The organism is Neobacillus terrisolis (assembly GCF_051233475.1).
GTDB lineage: Bacteria > Bacillota > Bacilli > Bacillales > Cytobacillaceae > Bacillus_BU.
The window spans coordinates 1-18,527 of the sequence record NZ_JBKFGH010000050.1; the positions used below are offsets into that span (position 1 = coordinate 1).

General features: G+C 39.0%; 15 protein-coding genes. 3 read left to right on the forward strand and 12 right to left on the reverse strand.

Annotated elements, in window-relative coordinates; translation table 11 throughout:
- Nucleotides 1–163: 163 nt before the first annotated feature.
- The 3 genes from ACI48O_RS22365 to ACI48O_RS22375 all read right to left on the reverse strand — a co-directional run bounded on the left by ACI48O_RS22365 (nucleotide 164) and on the right by ACI48O_RS22375 (nucleotide 2,938).
- Complete coding sequence (locus tag ACI48O_RS22365; RefSeq protein ID WP_435564026.1) at nucleotides 164–421, reverse strand: DUF2621 family protein; 258 nt, start codon at nucleotides 419–421, stop codon at nucleotides 164–166.
- A 1,050-nt stretch (nucleotides 422–1,471) separates the two neighbouring features.
- Nucleotides 1,472–2,035 (reverse strand): beta-class carbonic anhydrase, encoded by a 564-nt coding sequence (locus tag ACI48O_RS22370; protein ID WP_435564027.1) that lies wholly within the window; start codon nucleotides 2,033–2,035, stop codon nucleotides 1,472–1,474.
- A 51-nt stretch (nucleotides 2,036–2,086) separates the two neighbouring features.
- Nucleotides 2,087–2,938, reverse strand: coding sequence for a class II fructose-bisphosphate aldolase (locus ACI48O_RS22375; RefSeq protein WP_435564028.1), 852 nt, complete (start codon nucleotides 2,936–2,938; stop codon nucleotides 2,087–2,089).
- Between the two features lie 299 nt (nucleotides 2,939–3,237).
- On the opposite strand from ACI48O_RS22375, the gene ACI48O_RS22380 reads away from it, so the two are divergent.
- The gene (locus ACI48O_RS22380) at nucleotides 3,238–4,401 is read left to right on the forward strand and encodes an iron-containing alcohol dehydrogenase (protein WP_435564029.1); all 1,164 of its coding nucleotides are present in this window, start codon (nucleotides 3,238–3,240) and stop codon (nucleotides 4,399–4,401) included.
- Between the two features lie 237 nt (nucleotides 4,402–4,638).
- Here the strand turns inward: ACI48O_RS22380 and ACI48O_RS22385 are convergent, their stop codons facing one another.
- The 7 genes from ACI48O_RS22385 to ACI48O_RS22415 form a co-directional block, all read right to left on the reverse strand.
- The gene (locus tag ACI48O_RS22385) at nucleotides 4,639–5,595 is read right to left on the reverse strand and encodes an ABC transporter permease (protein ID WP_435564030.1); all 957 of its coding nucleotides are present in this window, start codon (nucleotides 5,593–5,595) and stop codon (nucleotides 4,639–4,641) included.
- 11 nt (nucleotides 5,596–5,606) lie between these two features.
- Nucleotides 5,607–6,503, reverse strand: coding sequence for an ABC transporter ATP-binding protein (locus ACI48O_RS22390; RefSeq protein ID WP_435564031.1), 897 nt, complete (start codon nucleotides 6,501–6,503; stop codon nucleotides 5,607–5,609).
- 503 nt (nucleotides 6,504–7,006) lie between these two features.
- On the reverse strand, nucleotides 7,007–7,420 hold the full coding sequence (locus ACI48O_RS22395) for a vitamin K epoxide reductase family protein (protein ID WP_435564032.1): 414 nt from the start codon (nucleotides 7,418–7,420) through the stop codon (nucleotides 7,007–7,009).
- Nucleotides 7,417–7,938, reverse strand: a complete 522-nt coding sequence (locus ACI48O_RS22400; protein WP_435564033.1) for a TlpA family protein disulfide reductase — start codon at nucleotides 7,936–7,938, stop codon at nucleotides 7,417–7,419. Before ACI48O_RS22400 ends, ACI48O_RS22395 begins: the two co-directional genes overlap by 4 nt.
- Nucleotides 7,935–10,136: a peptidase domain-containing ABC transporter gene (locus ACI48O_RS22405; RefSeq protein WP_435564034.1), complete on the reverse strand. Its 2,202-nt coding sequence runs from the start codon at nucleotides 10,134–10,136 to the stop codon at nucleotides 7,935–7,937. Before ACI48O_RS22405 ends, ACI48O_RS22400 begins: the two co-directional genes overlap by 4 nt.
- Entirely contained in the window at nucleotides 10,129–13,350 is a 3,222-nt protein-coding gene (locus tag ACI48O_RS22410; RefSeq protein WP_435564035.1) for a type 2 lanthipeptide synthetase LanM family protein, read from the reverse strand. The genes ACI48O_RS22405 and ACI48O_RS22410 overlap by 8 nt, the downstream gene beginning before the upstream one ends.
- Nucleotides 13,351–13,647: 297 nt before the next feature.
- Entirely contained in the window at nucleotides 13,648–13,797 is a 150-nt protein-coding gene (locus ACI48O_RS22415; RefSeq protein WP_435564036.1) for a type A2 lanthipeptide, read from the reverse strand.
- Between the two features lie 232 nt (nucleotides 13,798–14,029).
- On the opposite strand from ACI48O_RS22415, the gene ACI48O_RS22420 reads away from it, so the two are divergent.
- A complete protein-coding gene (locus ACI48O_RS22420; protein WP_435564037.1) occupies nucleotides 14,030–15,505 on the forward strand; it encodes a sensor histidine kinase in 1,476 nt (491 codons plus the stop codon).
- A 65-nt stretch (nucleotides 15,506–15,570) separates the two neighbouring features.
- Nucleotides 15,571–16,095: a response regulator gene (locus ACI48O_RS22425; protein ID WP_435564038.1), complete on the forward strand. Its 525-nt coding sequence runs from the start codon at nucleotides 15,571–15,573 to the stop codon at nucleotides 16,093–16,095.
- A gap of 335 nt (nucleotides 16,096–16,430) precedes the next feature.
- On the opposite strand, the gene ACI48O_RS22430 is transcribed toward ACI48O_RS22425, so the two are convergent.
- The gene (locus ACI48O_RS22430; RefSeq protein WP_435564039.1) at nucleotides 16,431–17,456 is read right to left on the reverse strand and encodes a hypothetical protein; all 1,026 of its coding nucleotides are present in this window, start codon (nucleotides 17,454–17,456) and stop codon (nucleotides 16,431–16,433) included.
- Between the two features lie 240 nt (nucleotides 17,457–17,696).
- Nucleotides 17,697–17,969 carry a hypothetical protein gene (locus tag ACI48O_RS22435; RefSeq protein WP_435564040.1) on the reverse strand — a complete coding sequence of 91 codons (273 nt, stop codon included), beginning with the start codon at nucleotides 17,967–17,969 and terminating at the stop codon, nucleotides 17,697–17,699.
- Nucleotides 17,970–18,527 lie beyond the last annotated feature (558 nt).

An 18,527-nucleotide genomic window follows, 5' to 3' on the forward strand; every position in this document is an offset into this window, starting at 1 on the left:
AATGGAACCTAAAAAAGATGACTCCTGTACAGTACAGGAATCATCTTTTACAGGTAGCCTAGGCCTTTTTTAAAATGTCCTTTACAAAGGGTACACTTTAAATTGAGAAAGTTCTTTTTTTGAAAAGGCCAACCTATTTGTGGTTGACCTTCGTCACTTTAGATTATTTTACTTGTTCTAATAGAGCCTCAAAAGGAGATAAATCAATTCCCTTTGCCTTTAAAAGCTTAACTGCTCGCTCCTGCATATCTCCTGGTGATGCTACAATATACCCTTTAACAACATCATCCTTCGTTACTGCCCCTTCAACACCATCTAAAATAAACGTCTCAATTTTCTTTTTAGCCATTGGGCGAACAAAAACCGGGATTGGTTTTAAAAGCTCCTCCAATAAATCTTTAGCATCTTGATTCCATTCCATATTATTCTTTTCCTTCCTTATTTTGAGATATCCAAAAGCTATTATACACACTTGTTTATCTAAACACCATAATTATGATGTTTTTTCAGAAGGTGAAATTAAGGTTGTTAAAATTAGATTAGAGTGACGAAGGACTTTAGCACGAGTTTAGTTTGGGATTTTGTCCTTGATCACCCTCATCAAGGACATTTCAGCCGCGCATTCGCCTGGTTTTGTCCTTGATGACCACTCTTAAGGACATTTCACCCGCACTTTCGTCTCGTTTTGTCCTTGATAACCACTCTTAAGGACATTTCACCCGCACTTTCGTCTCGTTTTGTCCTTGATAACCACTCTTAAGGACATTTCAGCCAGTCTATCGCCTGGTTTTGTCCTTGACAACCCCTCTTAAGGACATTTCAGCCGCGCATTCGCCTCGTTTTGTCCTTGACAACCCCTCTTAAGGACATTTCAGCCGCGCATTCGCCTCATTTTGTCCTTGATAACCCTCCTCTAGGACATTTCACACGCGATGACGCCTCGTTTTGTCCTTGATAGCCCTGCTCTAGGACATTTCACACGCGATGACGCCTCGTTTTGTCCTTGATAACCCTTCTCTAGGACATTTTACCCGCGATGACGCCGAGTTTTGTCCTTGATAACCCTTCTCTAGGACATTTCATGCGCGCATTCGCTGTGTTTTGTCCTTGATAACCCTCCTCTAGGACATTTCCTCCGCGCATCCGCCTCGTTTTGTCCTTGATAACCACTCTTAAGGACATTTCACCCGCGATGACGCCGAGTTTTGTCCTTGATAACCCTCCTCTAGGACATTTCCTCCGCGCATTCGCCTCGTTTTGTCCTTAATACCCCCTCTTAAGGACATTTCATCCACGCATTCGCCTCGTTTTGTCCTTGATAACCACTCTTAAGGACATTTCACCCGCCCATTCGCCTCGTTTTGTCCTTGATAACCAACAACGAAATCTATCAAAGCAATAAAAAAACCCCTTAAAACAAAGTTGGCTTCGTATTCCAACATTGCAAAGGAGTTTGACTTATTTTAAAAAACTAGACCTGATACCCGTTCACCATCATATTTAATTTTCCCGTTTTGGGATCGATTACTAATCCATGAACGGACACATCCTTTGGTAATAACGGGTGGTTCCGAATCGTTTCAACGCTATGTTTCACACTATCTTCAACACAATCAAAGCCTTGTAGAAACTGCTCAAAATCGATCCCTGAATACTTCAGTATTTCTAATTTCTCCTGGCTAATCCCACGTTCTCGCATTTTCTTTAAGGTATCTTCTGCTTTTAAGCTGGACATCCCGCAATCGTAATGTCCTACCACACACACCTCAGCTGCCCCAAGTTCATAAACAGCAATTAGAATACTTCTCATTATGCTGCCAAATTGATGGGACACAAGTGCACCCGCTGTTTTAATGATTTTAATATCACCATTGCGGACATTCATCGACCTGGGCAATAGCTCCACTAAACGCGTATCCATACAAGAAAGAATCACGAGGCGCTTATGTGGAAACTTACCCGTTTCATAATGTTCATAATGTTTATTTTCAACAAATTGCTCGTTATAGGATAAAATTTCATCTAATAGTTTCATATAACTCCCCTTTTATGACCTGTGCCTTTATTGGGAATTCGGATTAATTATTTAAACAATATTTGCATCCTTATTAGAAAACAGCCTTACGAATTTAGTCATTACCGGTTCCATCGACTCCTGCATGTCCGCCATAATCGTGGAAAGATGAACGGGCTTATAGGCTTCAAGATAGTTTTGGATAAATGAAACAGCAGCCATTGATACCTCTGTATTAACATTGATTTTGCATATACCAGCCTGAATCGCTTGTTTAATTATGTCGTCAGGTGTTCCAGAACCGCCGTGAAGGACTAGTGGCACTTCAACTGCTTGGCGAATTCGCTTTAATAATGATAGGTCAATATTTGGCTCTCCCTGATACATGCCATGAACTGTTCCAATTGCTGCGGCCAAGAAATCCACACCCGTTTCGGTTACAAATTGACGAGCGGATTCTGGGTCTGTCAGTGTTCCATCCCCTTCTTCCTCATCCGAGAAAGCCCCTCTTGCTAAAGATCCTATTTCCGCTTCGACAGACACACCTGCCATATGGGCAATTTCTACAATCTCTTTCGTATAGCGGATATTTTGTTCAATATCAAATAATGACCCATCATACATTACTGAAGTAAAGCCGCTTCGAATCGCTCGAATAATCGATTCCTTTTTGTAGGCATGGTCTAGATGAAGAGAAACTGAAATAGAAGCTTTAGCAGCCAGTGCCCGAACCATGGCCGAAAATCCTTCTACATCGACTGTTGGGAAGTAGCGTTCCCCTAAAGCTAGTATAACTGGTTGATACTCCCTTTCAGCAACGCGAATGGCAGCTTGAGCGGTTTCTAAATTATAAACATTGAAAGCTCCAACCGCATATTTGCCCTTCTGTGCATGTAATAGTACATCTTTTGTATTTGCTAACATATTACTACCCCGCCTTAATTAAATTAATCAACACTCTTTTACTGCTCATAAATCAAATGAATGGATACGCTTACAAATTTCTTTTTTTTAAAATAAAGATTATTAGATTACCATTGATAAAATTGTATACATTTTTAATGTTTTTGTATACATTTTTTAAATCTAAATTATTAAAAACTGAATTTTAAGCAATTCAATCATTTATCAACCTTGTAAATGCAAGCGTTTGCGTTTATCCATTTTAATAAAGTAATATATTAATATATTGTTTACATACCCATCATTAGGAGGGAAATAGTGTGCAGGATTTCGTTTTTCACAATAGTACAAAGTTAATATTTGGTAAAAACAAAGAGGAATTAGTGGGGCAGGAATCGGTTGTTTACGGTAAAAAGCTTCTGTTGCACTACGGCGGTGGAAGCATTAAAGCTAGTGGGCTATATACAAAGGTTGTTCATTCCTTGCATGAGCATGGGATCGAAATTTTCGAACTGGGTGGAGTACAGCCGAACCCTAGAGTCAGTCTTGTTCGGGAAGGTGTTGCTCTTTGTAAGGAAAATGATATTGACTTTATTTTGGCCGTCGGAGGAGGAAGTGTTATTGACTCCGCAAAGGCGATTGCTGCCGGTGCCAAATATGACGGGGATGTATGGGATTTCTTTGATGGAAAAGCTGAGATAACTGACTGTTTACCAATCGGTGTTGTGTTAACTATCCCAGCAGCAGGCAGTGAGTCTAGTAACGGAACGGTGATCACTAATGAGGATGGGTGGTATAAGAGATCGTGTGGACATACGATTATGCGGCCAAAGTTTGCGATCATGAACCCTGTGCTTACCTACACATTACCTCCCTACCAAACAGCTTGCGGGATTACCGATATGATGGCCCATATTTTAGAAAGATATTTTACGAATGAAAAAAATGTTGAGTTAACCGATCGTTTATGTGAAGCGACCTTAAAAACGATCATCAATAATGCACCTACAGTATTGGCAGACCCTACGAACTATGAGGCGCGTGCCGAGATTATGTGGTCTGGAACACTTGCCCATAATGATTTATTAGGAACGGGACGAATCGGGGATTGGGGAAGCCACGATATTGAACATGAGATCAGTGGCATTTATGACCTTGCCCATGGAGCAGGTCTGGCGATTGTATTTCCAGCATGGATGAAGTACGTTTACAAACATGATGTCAATCGCTTTGTTCAATTTGCAAATCGGGTCTGGGATGTCGAAATTGATTTGAACAATTTAGAAAAAACAGTACTAGGCGGGATTAAGAAAACAGAGCAATTCTTCAGTTCGATCGGAATGCCTGTGAGACTAGAGGAAGTCAACATTGATGATGAGTACTTTGAGGAAATGGCGAAAAAAGGTACGGAACGAGGTCCTTTAGGAAACTTTGTTAAGCTTTATGAGGAAGATTTAGTTGAGATTTTTAAATTAGCTAGATAATGATAAAACTTTCGCAGATTATTTTGAGTGCTTGGATTTTGAGGTTCTTTTCAAAAATTAATATGAAACACAGTCTGACCATTCAATTGGTCAATAAAAGAAGCAAAAACTCACCACAAAATTGGTGAGTTTTTGCTATATGTAGGGAAGCCTGTAACCTTAAACATCCCCTTCAACGAACCGACTTTTATTACTCCTTATAAATCTACGATCCGGATGCCCACTATATCCTTTAATCTATGCCGCCACATCTCTTTTGGTAAATACCATAAATGATAAGATTTGGAATAATGCAAAATACAGCAATAGCATCGCAATCGAGAACGTTAACGTCATACCTTCGATTGGTGGGACCCCATCAAAATAAACGGTCAAATCAGTATTAGCAAAAAGAATATATTTAGTCCATTCAAATTTTCCAGCTAGTAACATTGTTACTGAACCTCCCATAAATAAGAGGAATAAGGAAAGCCCGATCGCAAGATTACTGTTTCGGAATACAGCAGAGATCATAAATGCCATCGTTGCTATCATTAAAATGTCAATTGAGCTTAACAAATATTCAACTACAAGTTGTATTACAATGCTTCTTTCTACTACCTCCCCATTGGTAAAAGCAAGAAAAGGAACTTCTTTTTCTGGTAATCCAAATAATAAGAACCCTGAAATGGTTGATAAAATAAATAAAGTAGCTAATAATGTAATTCCGAATAATAATACCGTTAAATATTTCGATAATAGAATCCTTGAGCGACTAATAGGTCTGATCAGGAGCAACTTAATCGTTCCCCATGAAAACTCGGAAGACACCATTCCCGCAGCCACAATGATCATAAATATTCCGATAAAGCTAATAACTTCCTCTGCTTTTCTAACAAAAGACCAAACATTCTCTTCTGTTTCTGGAGCCATATCATGTTTGATTCGGTATTCTTTTAGGGCAATTTCTCGTTCAAAATAGGTTTTCATATTAGCGTTATTTTTACCAATTTCCTTTAGGCCGGCACGGTCGTCTTTTAGCTGTTGCTCTAATTCCTGCTTCCACTGTTTGTTTTCTTGTGGAGGATGCTTTATGGTATCATATTTGGAAAAACCTGAAATTCCAATCACGAGAAGGATAACTAATCCAAACATGACAAGTGTCCCTGCTCTTCTAAATAACTTTGTCCATTCATTTATAATTAAATTCCCCATCATACTTCCCCCTATTTTGTTGTTACTTCTAAGAAACGATCTTCCAGTGTTTTTGAAACCGTTCCGACTCCGTAAACATCAATATTCCATTCTATTAATCTTCTTAGTATGCCAGGTATATCTTCTCTAATTGCATTAACAGAAAACCCGATATCTGTAATGGTAGCTTGCCATTCAGAGCGGAGCCAATTTGCTGCATCCCCTAGTGGACCTGTTTCAAACTCAAAAGCAGCTCGGTCGGGATTGACAAAATCATTAACCGTTTGAACATCAATCAACTCTCCATTTTGAATAATGGCGATTCGATCACACATCAATTCCATTTCAGATAATAAATGACTGGATACAACCACACTCATTCTTTTTTCCCTAGCCAACCTTCTTAAATGATCTCTTATTTCTTTAATACCAGCAGGATCGAGACCATTTGTCGGTTCATCTAAGATTAATAGTTTTGGGTCATGCAGCAAGCATTGCGCCAATCCCAAACGTTGCCTCATCCCTAATGAATAGGTTTTTACCTTATCATGAATTCGGTCTTCAAGTCCGACCAACTCGACTACTTCATTGATCTTTTCTTTCTTTATTCCTCCATGCATTCGTGCGTACTGTTGTAAATTTTGAAAACCTGTTAAAAATTTATACATTTCTGGATTTTCAACTATCGCACCAATGTTTCGGATTGATCCTTCAAAATCCCTTTTTACACTTTTCCCACAAACAATTATTTCTCCCTCGCTGATCCTTGTTAACCCCACAATCATTCGAATGGTCGTCGTTTTACCAGCTCCATTTGGGCCAAGAAAGCCAAACACTTCCCCTTCGCTTACTGAAAAACTAATGCCTTTGATAATCTCTTTCCCCTTGATTGTTTTCTTAACATTTTTTAATGTTAGAACAGATTTCATTTTTGTCACTCCTCAGCTTGACATGATATTTGTATAAACTATTGAAGTACCGATAGCCCATATTTCAATCTACGCATCCTTGTAGGATGCGGCAATGATACGAAAAATTGGTTTTATCCATATTCTACCATAAATAGAATATTTTACCAATCGATGTTATTACAACTCCTAATCCTTTACAAAATAACAGCTAGTTTGTCCTAATTCACTTTATATAGAAATACAAATTAATAAAACACTTACAAAAATAGTAAAAAGCAGAAGTCACTCAATAGCATTAAGTCTTCTGCTTCTCTTTGATGATTCTTAATTGATTTTTGAAAAAAGCCTAATTAATCATGACTATTAGTACTTCTTTTTTCCTTTCTAAAACCCTTTATATTTTATGTGTCTATTTATTGGAATTTCTTTATATATTGCCGATTTTAAGGAGAGAACCTTTCTATCAGTCCGAGAAAGCGTGTCTACACTACTAAAATTTTCATTTTTTGATAATCTAATGTTTACCGCCTTTTCCCATCCAACCAATATACTACACCCAACACCACGACACAGCCAAACGACACGATGCACCAAATGCAAATAGCCTGGATCCAAAAAATTTCGGCATAGGTCAAATAGACAGAAAAAATGAATCCTGTGCCAAGAAGAATTCCGAGCAGAAACCGATTCATTTTTTCAGAGAAAATTGGAATCTTCAACAATAAACACAGAACCAGTAAATAGAAGACGATACCCAAAATGGAAACAGGTACGGAACCAATTTTGGCATATTCACTACGATTGACTGTTTCACAATTCCCGATTGGGCAGACAAATTCCCCTATCTGGCTGGCAAAATAAAGATAGCCCGAGACTGCCCAGCCAATTCCGGCGACAACGATGGCCATTCCCCTCATTAAGGCGTTGTTTATCATTTTATCCACTCATCCAACATTTTTAGAAATTTATCTTCATCAAATCCATCTAACCGTTCGAAAATTTTTCCTTCCTCGTCGATAAAATAAAAAGTGGGAAAGACCTTTATTTTTAAATCCGTTTGGATCTGTTCATCAGCGTACACGATTGGAAAAGAAAAATTATGTTCTGTTTTTACCTGCAAATACTCTTCCTTTCCTCCCTTACCGATCATCACAAAATTCATGTCTTTTAAACGATCGTTGTATTTTTCCAGGGTAGGATAAGAACTTTTACAAACTTCACAGTCAATCCGAGCAACCATCACGACATAGGGCTTCCCTTTCCCTGATTCCAGGTTAAAAGAATCTCCATTCACTTCTTCTCCATGGACAATTGGAAACACTTGCCCTTCTTTCAATCCGCCTAAATTTAAAAAAACTTTTGCCACTAAACCTGGATTGTTCAAAGCCCAAATCCCGACAATCGGGATAATCGCCATGATTAGGATCAAAAGCCATCTTTTATTTCTGTTCATAAGGATACCCCTTCATTTTGCTGCTCCTCCATCCGTTTACGATAAAACTGTGCATAGTGCCCATTGTTATTTAACAACTCAAAATGAGTTCCTATTTCTGCAATCTCTCCATTGTGTAAAACGATAATGTTGTCAGCATCTAAAATGGTACTTAAGCGGTGGGCAATGATGATTCGAGTACAGCAGAGATGGACTAAATTATCCTGAATCCGTTGTTCCGTGGTAACATCGAGCGCGCTGGTTGCTTCATCCAATAACAAAATGGCCGGTCTATGGGTCAAGGCACGGGCCAAGGCAATTCGTTGCTTTTGACCGCCAGAAATATTACTCCCTGTTTCTGACAACATCGTTCCATACTGCATCGGCATGCGCATGATATCTTCGTGTATTTCTGCTAACTTAGCTGCCTCTAAGATGAGTTCTGAAGGTAACTGGGGATTGTGAAGAGATATATTTTCATAAATGGAACGGTTGAAAACCGTTGTATGCTGCATGACGACACCCATCTGTTTTCTTAACAGAGCTTTATCCACATCTTTTAAATCCACATTATCAAACCAAATCGTCCCCTCCGTTGGCTCATATAGACCCAACAATAGACAGGCTAATGTACTTTTTCCAGATCCAGAAGCTCCAACAATCGCTACCTTTTGACCCTGCTGGATATGAAGCGATACGTTCCGGAGCACTTTAGGACTATATTGATTGTATTGAAAGCTGACATTTTCCAGCCTTATTTCACCTTTAAGCTGGTGTTCATTTCCTGCGCTTCCTTTTTCCTGTTCAACTGGAGCACCGAGAATATCCATAATTCGATTAAAGTATCTGCCCATTACTGTCATCTGTGTTCCTGTCGTGACTAAAGAATATAAAGGGACTAAGAATCCAATCGCGAGGGAATAAAATCCAAACATCGTTCCCACCGTCATCTTTTGAGCCAGTACTTGCCAGGTCCCCATCCACAACAGCAGAAAAGGTGCTCCGTATTTAAGCACAGAGTTAATCGTTTCAACATAGCTCGCCATGAAGCCGCGTTTCTCCGCTGCTTTCATTTGCTCCTGAAACAGCTTCGACCATTGTTGGTAAGCAAGCTTTTCAGCCCCTTCCGATTTCACCGATAAAATCCCTTGAATCGCCTCAGTTAAATAACTGGCAGCTGCTGTTTGACGGAGAATTTCCTCTTGAGTCAATCGCTTGATATGAGGATTGCTGATTAATAGCGTTGAAACCTGCAACACGCTAATCAGCATCATATACCCCGTCATGACCGGGGAATATTTCAACATATACAATGAAAACATGAGGACTAATCCGCCATCCAAAACAATGCTCACTGTTCTGGACGAAAGGATTTCGCGAATCATCATGTTGCTGTTTGCTCGCAGGATTAAGTCCCCGCTTGTTCTTAACTGGAAAAACTGATAGGGCAATCGCAGCAATCGGTCAAAAAAACGACTCATTAAAAGTAAATCTAATTTGTTTTGCAACTGAACTAGAATTCTGCCTCGAATAAAAGAAATAATTAAGTAGACTACTACTAAACAAATGATTCCTACTAAAATCTGGCTCATATAAGCTGAATCCTCTGGTAAAATCACATAATCAAGTAAGTATCTGGTCGCCATCGGGGTGATCAAAGCGAGTAATTGAATCCACAATGTCCAAACCAGCATCGAAGAAACTAGCCAAGATTCATTTTTGAGCAACTGTAGATATTGAATCCAGACCGATTTTTTTGTCCATTTTTCAAAAGAAGGTCCAGGTTGAATCAAGAGAACCGTCCCCGAGTACCCATTTTCAAACTCTTCGGTGGGAAGGGTGAGGCGGCCGATTGCTGGGTCGACGATATGGATGGTAGTTTTCTTTATTTTTTCAAGGACAATAAAGTGATCGCCTTTCCAATGTAAGATGGCTGGCAATTGTATGTGTCGCAATTGTTCAGTGTCTGCTTTATATCCATTGCTCACCATTCCTAGTGATCTGGCAATATCGCGCAGTGTTCTCAGGTTCGTGCCATCACGGCCGCCGCCGCCCCGGTCGCGAAGCTCTGCCAACGGAACCTCACTTTTATAGTAAGAAAAGACCATTGCTAAGCAGCATAAGCCACACTCCGATTGTTCCATCTGTTCAACAAACGGAACTCTTAAGCGGTTGGAAAAACGAACAGGGGTCTTAGCCATACGCGTTGTTTCATCCATGGCGATTCTCCCCTTTTTCTTCCGGTTGAGGCCCTGCCAACGTTAAAATGGAAGGAATCGCTTCAGGATTGGCGAGTCTTAACAAGCCATATCCGATCCCGGCTAATCCGGTCATCAAACCAGGTGTCGGCAATCCTTGTGGAATGCCACAAATCCACCCGCTATTTTCTGCTTCCTTTAAGACACGAGTTCCACAGACTAATCCTTTCCTTTTCCAAGCTTCTTGTTCAAGAACTTCACCAGCAAGAAGCATGGCCTCGATATTGCCTAAATCTCCATGACACAAACAATGGCTTCCACCCAAACCATGTTGTAAAGTGGTATTTAAAGCGATCGTAATCTCATCGCGGATACGATCATCCGGATACAATCGAAAAGACATAATTCTCCCCATCGCAATCCCAGCCGCTCCATGACACCATTTGATCGCACTCGTGCCAGTTGAAAATCTAAACTCGTCGGGGCGAACATCTTTCCAATTCCCCGTTTCAGGATCAAACAAGCTTCTCTCGAAAGTTAATGATTGCAATGCCGCTTCTAAATATTTTTCATCACCGCTTATTTTAGACAGCTCGATTAGAGCCCATGAAAAACCGGCAGCCCCGTGCGCTAACCCACCTATCGGAACACAGCCTTCTTGTTCAAACGCCCAGCCAATCCCTTTTTCAAGATTCCTAGCCTTAGCAAGCAAATGGTTGCCCGCTTTCTTTGCTGTCGTTAATGCCTCTTTATTTCCTGTTAAACTATAAATCCTTAAAGCTACTAAAATGACTCCTGCAGACCCAGCCATAAGATCATAAAGCGTATCCTTTTCGATAAACTGTTCTGCTTTTTTCAGTAATCTTTCCGCTTCAGTTATAAGTTCCGGTTCTTTCCACAATACTCCTAAATGACTAAGAACATAGGCAGCTGACGCCCACCCCTTAAAAGCTGAGACAGAAGGCATGGACATATCTAGCTCCCAAAAGGAATAAGCTCCTTTTACCGCTGCTCGTGCTGCTTGATTAAATCTTTGTTCTCCACTCTCCCTAGCTAAGTAAGTAAAATACAGAGCCATCCCAAGCACGCCATCATAAAGGCTATCATCCATTGGTGTGAACATTAATTGTTCGGATTCATCAGCACTTAACCCAATCCAACACACGTCATTTTTATCTTTCCCCCAGATGGCTTCACTAAGCAACCGATCCCCGATTTTAACAGAAGCCTCAATTAATTGATTTCGACTTGCTAAACGTTTAGGCATTTGGGGAGAAGCTTGCAAAAACGTTTTTGCAGCTATTGGTTTCTTTTCAGCAATGGTGGTCATGGACATGCGCAGGAAATGAATTTGGGTTTCACAATCCTCTCCACTTAATCCTCGTAATCTCTCAAGTACTAACGCTAATGCGGAAGTCCGGTAGAATCCTGGTATTTTTTTGCCACGAACATCCCAAAGATCTGTTGAGTTTACCTTATTGATAAACATCGGGATATCACCGTTTAACATATCTGCCGTTTCTGATGAAACGAGCCTAACTAATGACGGTTGATGTTCGACTGCCCGCCAGAGAAAATCAAACAATTGAGTTCGATGAAGACTATCCTGCAGGTAGTTTGGGTGCAGGCTTGCATCAAGGAAGGTGGCATAATTGTACGTGTGCCGGACCAACGCACGGACAGGGTCATCAGCAAACGCCAATAATGGTCCTTCCTTTGCCATAAGCAACTCACGATTATCGATGAATAGCTTATAGACTTGCCGGAACCCTTCAATGATCTCGTCTACGTAAGCCTCCGCTCTAACCTCTTTTCCATTTAGAGTTGGGCGATTACGACTGCCTTTTAAAAAAGCTTTAGTTTTGACTAACTTCATTTGATCGGTTCTAATATGTTCGTATCGATAGACCGTTCTAGGAAGTTCCTGACCACCACGTCCACCAATCGCACTTACTTCCAACCCGCGGAATTCTCCGGATTTAAACAATGAAACAGGAAGCATACCCGTTCTTAAGATGGATTGATTCAGTTTTTGAGCAGCAAATTGTAATGCACTTCCTTCATTCCCTTCAAGTGGGACCACGTTTTGAAACAAAGCCTCAACATCAATTAAGAATGGATGCTCACCATTAGCCAATACATTTTCAAGATGAAAATCCGTGGCATATAGTAGATAAAGCACTGCTAAATAGCCACCCATCCGTTGATAAAAGCGATTAATTTGATCATCCGTTTCACATTCCTTGTGTTCTACCCATTCTTCCCATCCATATTCAGAACGAGATAGAATTTTAATTGTATTAAATTTTGGATTCGCTCCTCTATCATTTATCCAACATAGAAACTGCTGAAAATGAAGATCCGTTGATAAAGGACGTGGCTTATAAACAAGTCGGGTCCCTGAAGTGAAATGAAAGATCATTACACTTCGACCATTGTTATGACGATCCCCTTCCATCGTATCAATATCGAATAGTTCACAAAAATCACCTTGAAACGTTTGTGTGATTGTCGGATAGTCATCTAAGAAACGACTTAGCGACTCCAGAAAGGAGTCAACAAGATTCCTAGTCCCTTCCGTCAGCAAGCGAGTTAATGTCGGATATTTTTGTAAAATTTGATACATATTTTGCTTCCTATTTAGATTTTCACAAATGAAATAGTCAAACCGGGCCGCTGCTGAATTTCCTTTTAACTGTTCATTAAGACGGGCCACATTCAATTCGTAAACAAGCATTCTTCCCGACAATAAATGTACATGCTGATGAACAGCCTTCATGAGCACAGGAATCAAGCCTGAGATGTTAAAAGGCAATTTTGATTGTTTACTTTTCCATATACTACATTGATCGAGCATTTGTTTTTTAGCCCAGTTTATAAATGGAACCATAAATGGGTAAAAAGGCGATTGAGAGTGTTCAATTCTTTGCACATCTTCCTCAGTTAAAAGGTTTTCTAAAGAAAACATCTCTTCCAAAGTCCTAAACCATTCTTTTTCTCTATACTCAAACGGCTTGCTAGATCCACCAAGAATTTTTTTAAACGCAGCGTAGTCTAGCCCGTCTTCTTTCAATCTAAAATGGAGCAATTCCGGGGCCAAACCAGCCCGATTGCACCACTGGATAATTTGTTTTTCTCCATCCTTTTCGGGGACGGAAGGATCGATTTTCCGTTCTGTTAAATACAACGCATTGTTCCAATTATTAAGATTCGTTGCAGAAGATTTTATGACCATCTGTATCACTCTTTTCTTCTTCAATACTTGTAAGCAAATAAAGGGATGATTCGCGGTCATCCTAATCTCTTTTATTTGCAGAAATTTAATTGGGATTTTTAAGTAATTTCCACAGAAACAAGATATATAATCATAACCGCATAGCATATATTTAATTCGTTAAAATCATTTTGCATTGAAATTCTTAAATGTGAATTCACCCCAATTCCTGGGAGAAATTGGGGTGAATGAGATGCTACGGATCTTTAAACCAACTTATCTATATTCTTTTTTCAACCATTAATGACTGATTTTCTGTTAACAGCCACAGCCAAATGTTAGCCAATCGCAGTCTAATGTATAGGAACAAATCCACCCACAAGGTCTGCCCCCTGCCACTTGCTCAAGTTCTTCATCACTCATTGTAGGGACTAACATTTGAAGTTCTTCTTTTTTAATTTCTGACATTTTCATTTCCTCCAGTATTTGTGTTTTTGAAAGCCGGCCAGCTATTCAGTTGGTTAGGATGTTTTTTCCTTAACCTGTAACTTGATTATAAAAAGAGAATGGAAATTGCGGGAGGATGATTTATTATCACCCCCCTCATCTTTCAGTAACTCAAGGCCACTTATTAAAGCAACCGGAGCATCACTTCCATACATATTGTTCAGAAAAACGAGTATTTAAGGGAGATACCTTCATGATTATTTTTTATATTGGAATGTTTCTAAGCTTATGGACAATAGGGACCATCCTGCTAATCAATAATTATAAAAACCTATATACCTACTGGATGAGTGCGATGTTTCTTATTGCAGGCTTTGCCAGCTTTTCATTGGTGATGAACCAAAGTTTTCTCCCCTTTTTGCGGGAACAAGAATTTTTACCCCTAACACTGATCGAAGCTTTCCGCATTTTCACGATTGTTGTTTGGGGAATCGAATATCATTTTCTCCCCTACCTTTTTTTAATAGGCAGTATCGTCTTTAGCGGTTATTTTTCTCAAAAAAATTACAAGATGTTCGTTTGGACCTTGCTTGTCCCCATCATGATCTATGTCATCTATATTCCTTCCTACTACCCTGAGGCTAAATTTGGAGGCACTATTTTTAAAATCATCTCCGGTGTTTATTTTTTATCGGGGATCCTCTTGTACATCAGTAGTTATTTTAAGGAAAAAAACCCGCTCCACCGGAAGAATCGGTTTAGAACCAATATGGTGGTAATCGCCATTTCATTTGTATACAACTCGGATTATTACGGCCTAAATTATATTTTGATCAGTAAAACGGGCTTAGAAATGTCCAGCAATAATTTATGGAAGCTAAATTTTTTAATTGTCATCTGGCTTGTTCTGTTTTTTATTTACTTTGGCCTAAGATATGGGTTTATGGGAATTAAACTACGGATTGAACAACAAAAATTGGACTTTTCGATGAGGTCACTTACGGAGGGAACGATTATTCTTAATCATTCGTTAAAAAATGAAGTCCACAAGATTAATTATTTAACTGAAAAAATCAAAGATTCGATTCACCAGGACTGCAAGGATGAGGTGTTACAAGATGTTTCCTGCATCCTGACTGTCACCCATCACATGTTGGATATGGTCACGAGAATAAAGGAAAAAGCAGATGAAATTATTTTAAAAGAACAGCCTCAACAGCTCAGCATACTGCTGGATACCCAACTTTCGACAATGTCCACAATTTTACAAGAAAAAGAAAATACACTACATAAGGATTATCAGATTGACCCCCTCATTCTTTGTGATTCTGCCCATATTCAAGAAACCTTCAGCAACATCTGTCTGAACGCGATTGAATCGATGGAACCCGGAAAAGGAAATTTAGAAATCATCATCACCCAATCAAAAAGAGATGTTGTGATTTGGATTAAAGATAATGGAGCCGGGATTTCAAAAGAAAATGCAACCAAGGTGTTCGATCCCTTCTTCACGACTAAAAAGGGAGCGCTTCATTATGGATTAGGGCTTAGTTATTGCTACAACGTCATGAAAAAACATGGAGGAACGTTGAAAATCTTGGAGAGCGAACCAGGAAAAGGCACGTTAATGGAGATGCGCTTTCCGCGGAAACGAGTGCTTGATTTGAATATGGATAACACAAGAAGTCCCTTATCAAAGGGCAGCAAAATTTCGACTTTACACAATTAGTGGAGCGCCCCGCATAGCCGGGGGGTTTTATCTGGGTTTGGACTTATTTGACCGGAGGAGAACCGATGCAAAAAATCATTAAAGTAATGCTCGTTGAGGATGATACATTTTGGCAACAACAGCTATCTTCAGATTTGAACAAGGAAGAAGATATTGAAGTGACCAAGACGGCTTCAACTAAACTGGAAGCACTCGAACATTTGCAGACAAATGAAATCGATGTGATCTTGATGGATATTAATTTGACCGAAAATCAGCTTGATGGCTTGGAGGCAACGAGGGAAATCTCAAGAAATAAACAACTAAAATCAAAAGTCATCATGCTTACTTCCCTCTCCGAACATGAAGTCATTTTAAAATCGTTCCAAAACGGAGCCATTAATTATATAACAAAATCCAATTTCCATGATATCGTCAAGGCGATACGGGATGCCTATTATGAGAAGGCTTCGATCCATTCAGACGCTGCCTCCGTTATGCGCAACGAGGTCCAATTAATGCTGCTAACACCGAGCGAGCGGGAAATTTATGACATGCGCGAAAAAGGTTACAATAAAACGCAAAGGCGGAGATGCTGCATAAATCGGTGAATACGATAAAGACCCAGCTGAGGAGTATTCGGGATAAGTTGTTGAGGTGAGGGTTATGAAACATACAAAAAAACCGCACGAGTGGAAAAGTGCGGTTTTTTTGGTTTGATTTTTTTCAGGCCTGCATATTGATGACAGAAACCGGAAGGGATACCCGGAAATTTGTCACCAATAGCCCTTATTGGTGTTTATAACTGTTATGGATAACCGCGAATTTGTCATCAATAGCCCTTATTGGTGATAAAAACCGGATGGGATATCCGCGAATTTGCTACCAATAACCCTTTCCAAACAGACAATTGAAGGAATTAAATGCTAAAAAAACTGGGGAGGATTCAAATCAACGAATTATTAGATTGAGCCTTCATTAAATTTTTACCGTATTCCTGCTCTAATTCATTTTTTGTCATAGAATCATATTTGTTTCTTAACCTTGCCTTCTTTTTTTCGCTGACCTGTTTATAATATTTGAAATTATAATACTTATAATCACTTAGTTTAGGATTCATGATTCCATTTGGTCGATAAACTTTAATAAAGATTTCTTGTGTTTTAACAAAGGTTTTTAATAATTCACTCCAAATTTCAGAATTAACGTTGTATTCAATTGCTTGAAGAGCAAACTCTGCGAATAAAAAATCTCCTGCTGAGTTGGGTTGTAAATTCCCCGGATATTTATTCCCTTGGATTTGTCCGTTAGCAAATAGTTCAAAACAAGTTTGAATCCTCTTGAAGTCTAAATGACCTTTTCCATCTAAAAAAAACTCATAATAAAGTTCTAATTGTTTATTTGAAAGATAAATAATATCATCCACATTTAAACTAGGCATTTCATTAAAATTAGGGATTCTCCCAACTTTTGCAGCCCGGTTTCTAGTTTTAAGTCGTTCGAAAAGCACCCGTTCCGCCCGTTTCACTACTTGGATTCGCTTTTCCTTTTCTTCTATAGGGATTTTGGGGTTCAGACCAACTAACGATGGAAGAAATCGAAGATCATATTCTTCAAAAAATAATTGATCCTGTATGATAGAAAGCTTAACACTTTGAATCATATTCCGCGGCAAGTACCCTCCAATAAAATTTTCACTGATATGCGTCAGAAAAAAACTTAAAACGAGGGACTTATGAAAGCTAAGTGATACCCATCTGTTTATTGGGGATACAGATCCATTTGGGTATATATCTGAATATAAATTTTTGTATTCTCCTCGAGACAGATATCCCCCAATATAAAGAGGATTTATATCTGTAAAATAAAACTTATAAAAATGTCCGTTAGGAAGACCTATTTCAATCCATCTATTCTTAAATTTAATAAGATTAGATAACACATCACCTTGATCAATTACCTTATTAACCAATGGTTAATCTCCCCCTAATAGTAGGACATTACAAATTATTATACGGGGAACAATTTTGTAATATTACCCGATTATAGGGCAAAAAAAAGCCATGTTATTTTCTTGAAATATGAAATTTAGTAGGGTTTAATTTTTAAAAGGTTCCCATTAACTCTAGTTTTGTACACTAGCACAAAGAGACCACGTATTCACGAGGTCCCTTCCTTTAACATTCTTAATGAAATTGAGGCACAAGGTCTTTTAATAATTGAATGGTCCATGGGGGCCGGGGCCTTCCCACGTATTATCTAAACCCCAGTGTGAAATTACAAAAGGGCCATGAGGTCCAGGTCCCTCCCATGTATTATCCGTTCCCCAGTGTGTAGAAGTATACAAACCGGATGGGGAATAACTGCCGGGTGGAAAATAGCCGCCAGGTTGAAAACCAAATGTAGGATACATACCGGTCGTGTAAGGATATCCTTGGAACATAGAATAAACATTTGGGCGAACAGAATAATAGTAATATGCCATACATATCTCTCCCAATCATAAATTAAATACAATTTTATGTTATGAAAACAAAAAGAAGAGCGTGATGTATAACCATAAAAATGGAACAATTGCCTATAAATGGAATGGGTAGGTATTTTATTACATTTCTTTTGCGGAGAACATTATGGAAAACTCCGCTTATCTTAAAGGGATTGAATAGTTGGTTGATCATGAATATCTAATAACCTAGTAATCTCATCAAATATTTCATCAACAGAAGTTTCTGATGCGATGGCTAGCTCCATAAACAAAATGCTTTGAATAAATATTATCATAATACAGTGACGGCGAGCATTAAGTACGGAATTGAGCATATAACCGCAAAAGTGAGCATATGTTCCCACACTTGTCCGATATATTCCTAACATGTCCGATAAATTTTCCAACTTGGTCCATATATTTAAAAAGTTGGTCTATATATTTAAAAAGTTGGTCCATATCGGGTCAACCCCCTAAGTTTGGACATATACTCATGTTTTCTCACGATTCCTTTGTTTTTAAAAAAACTTTTTTATCTATACAGCGATTGGTTTTTTA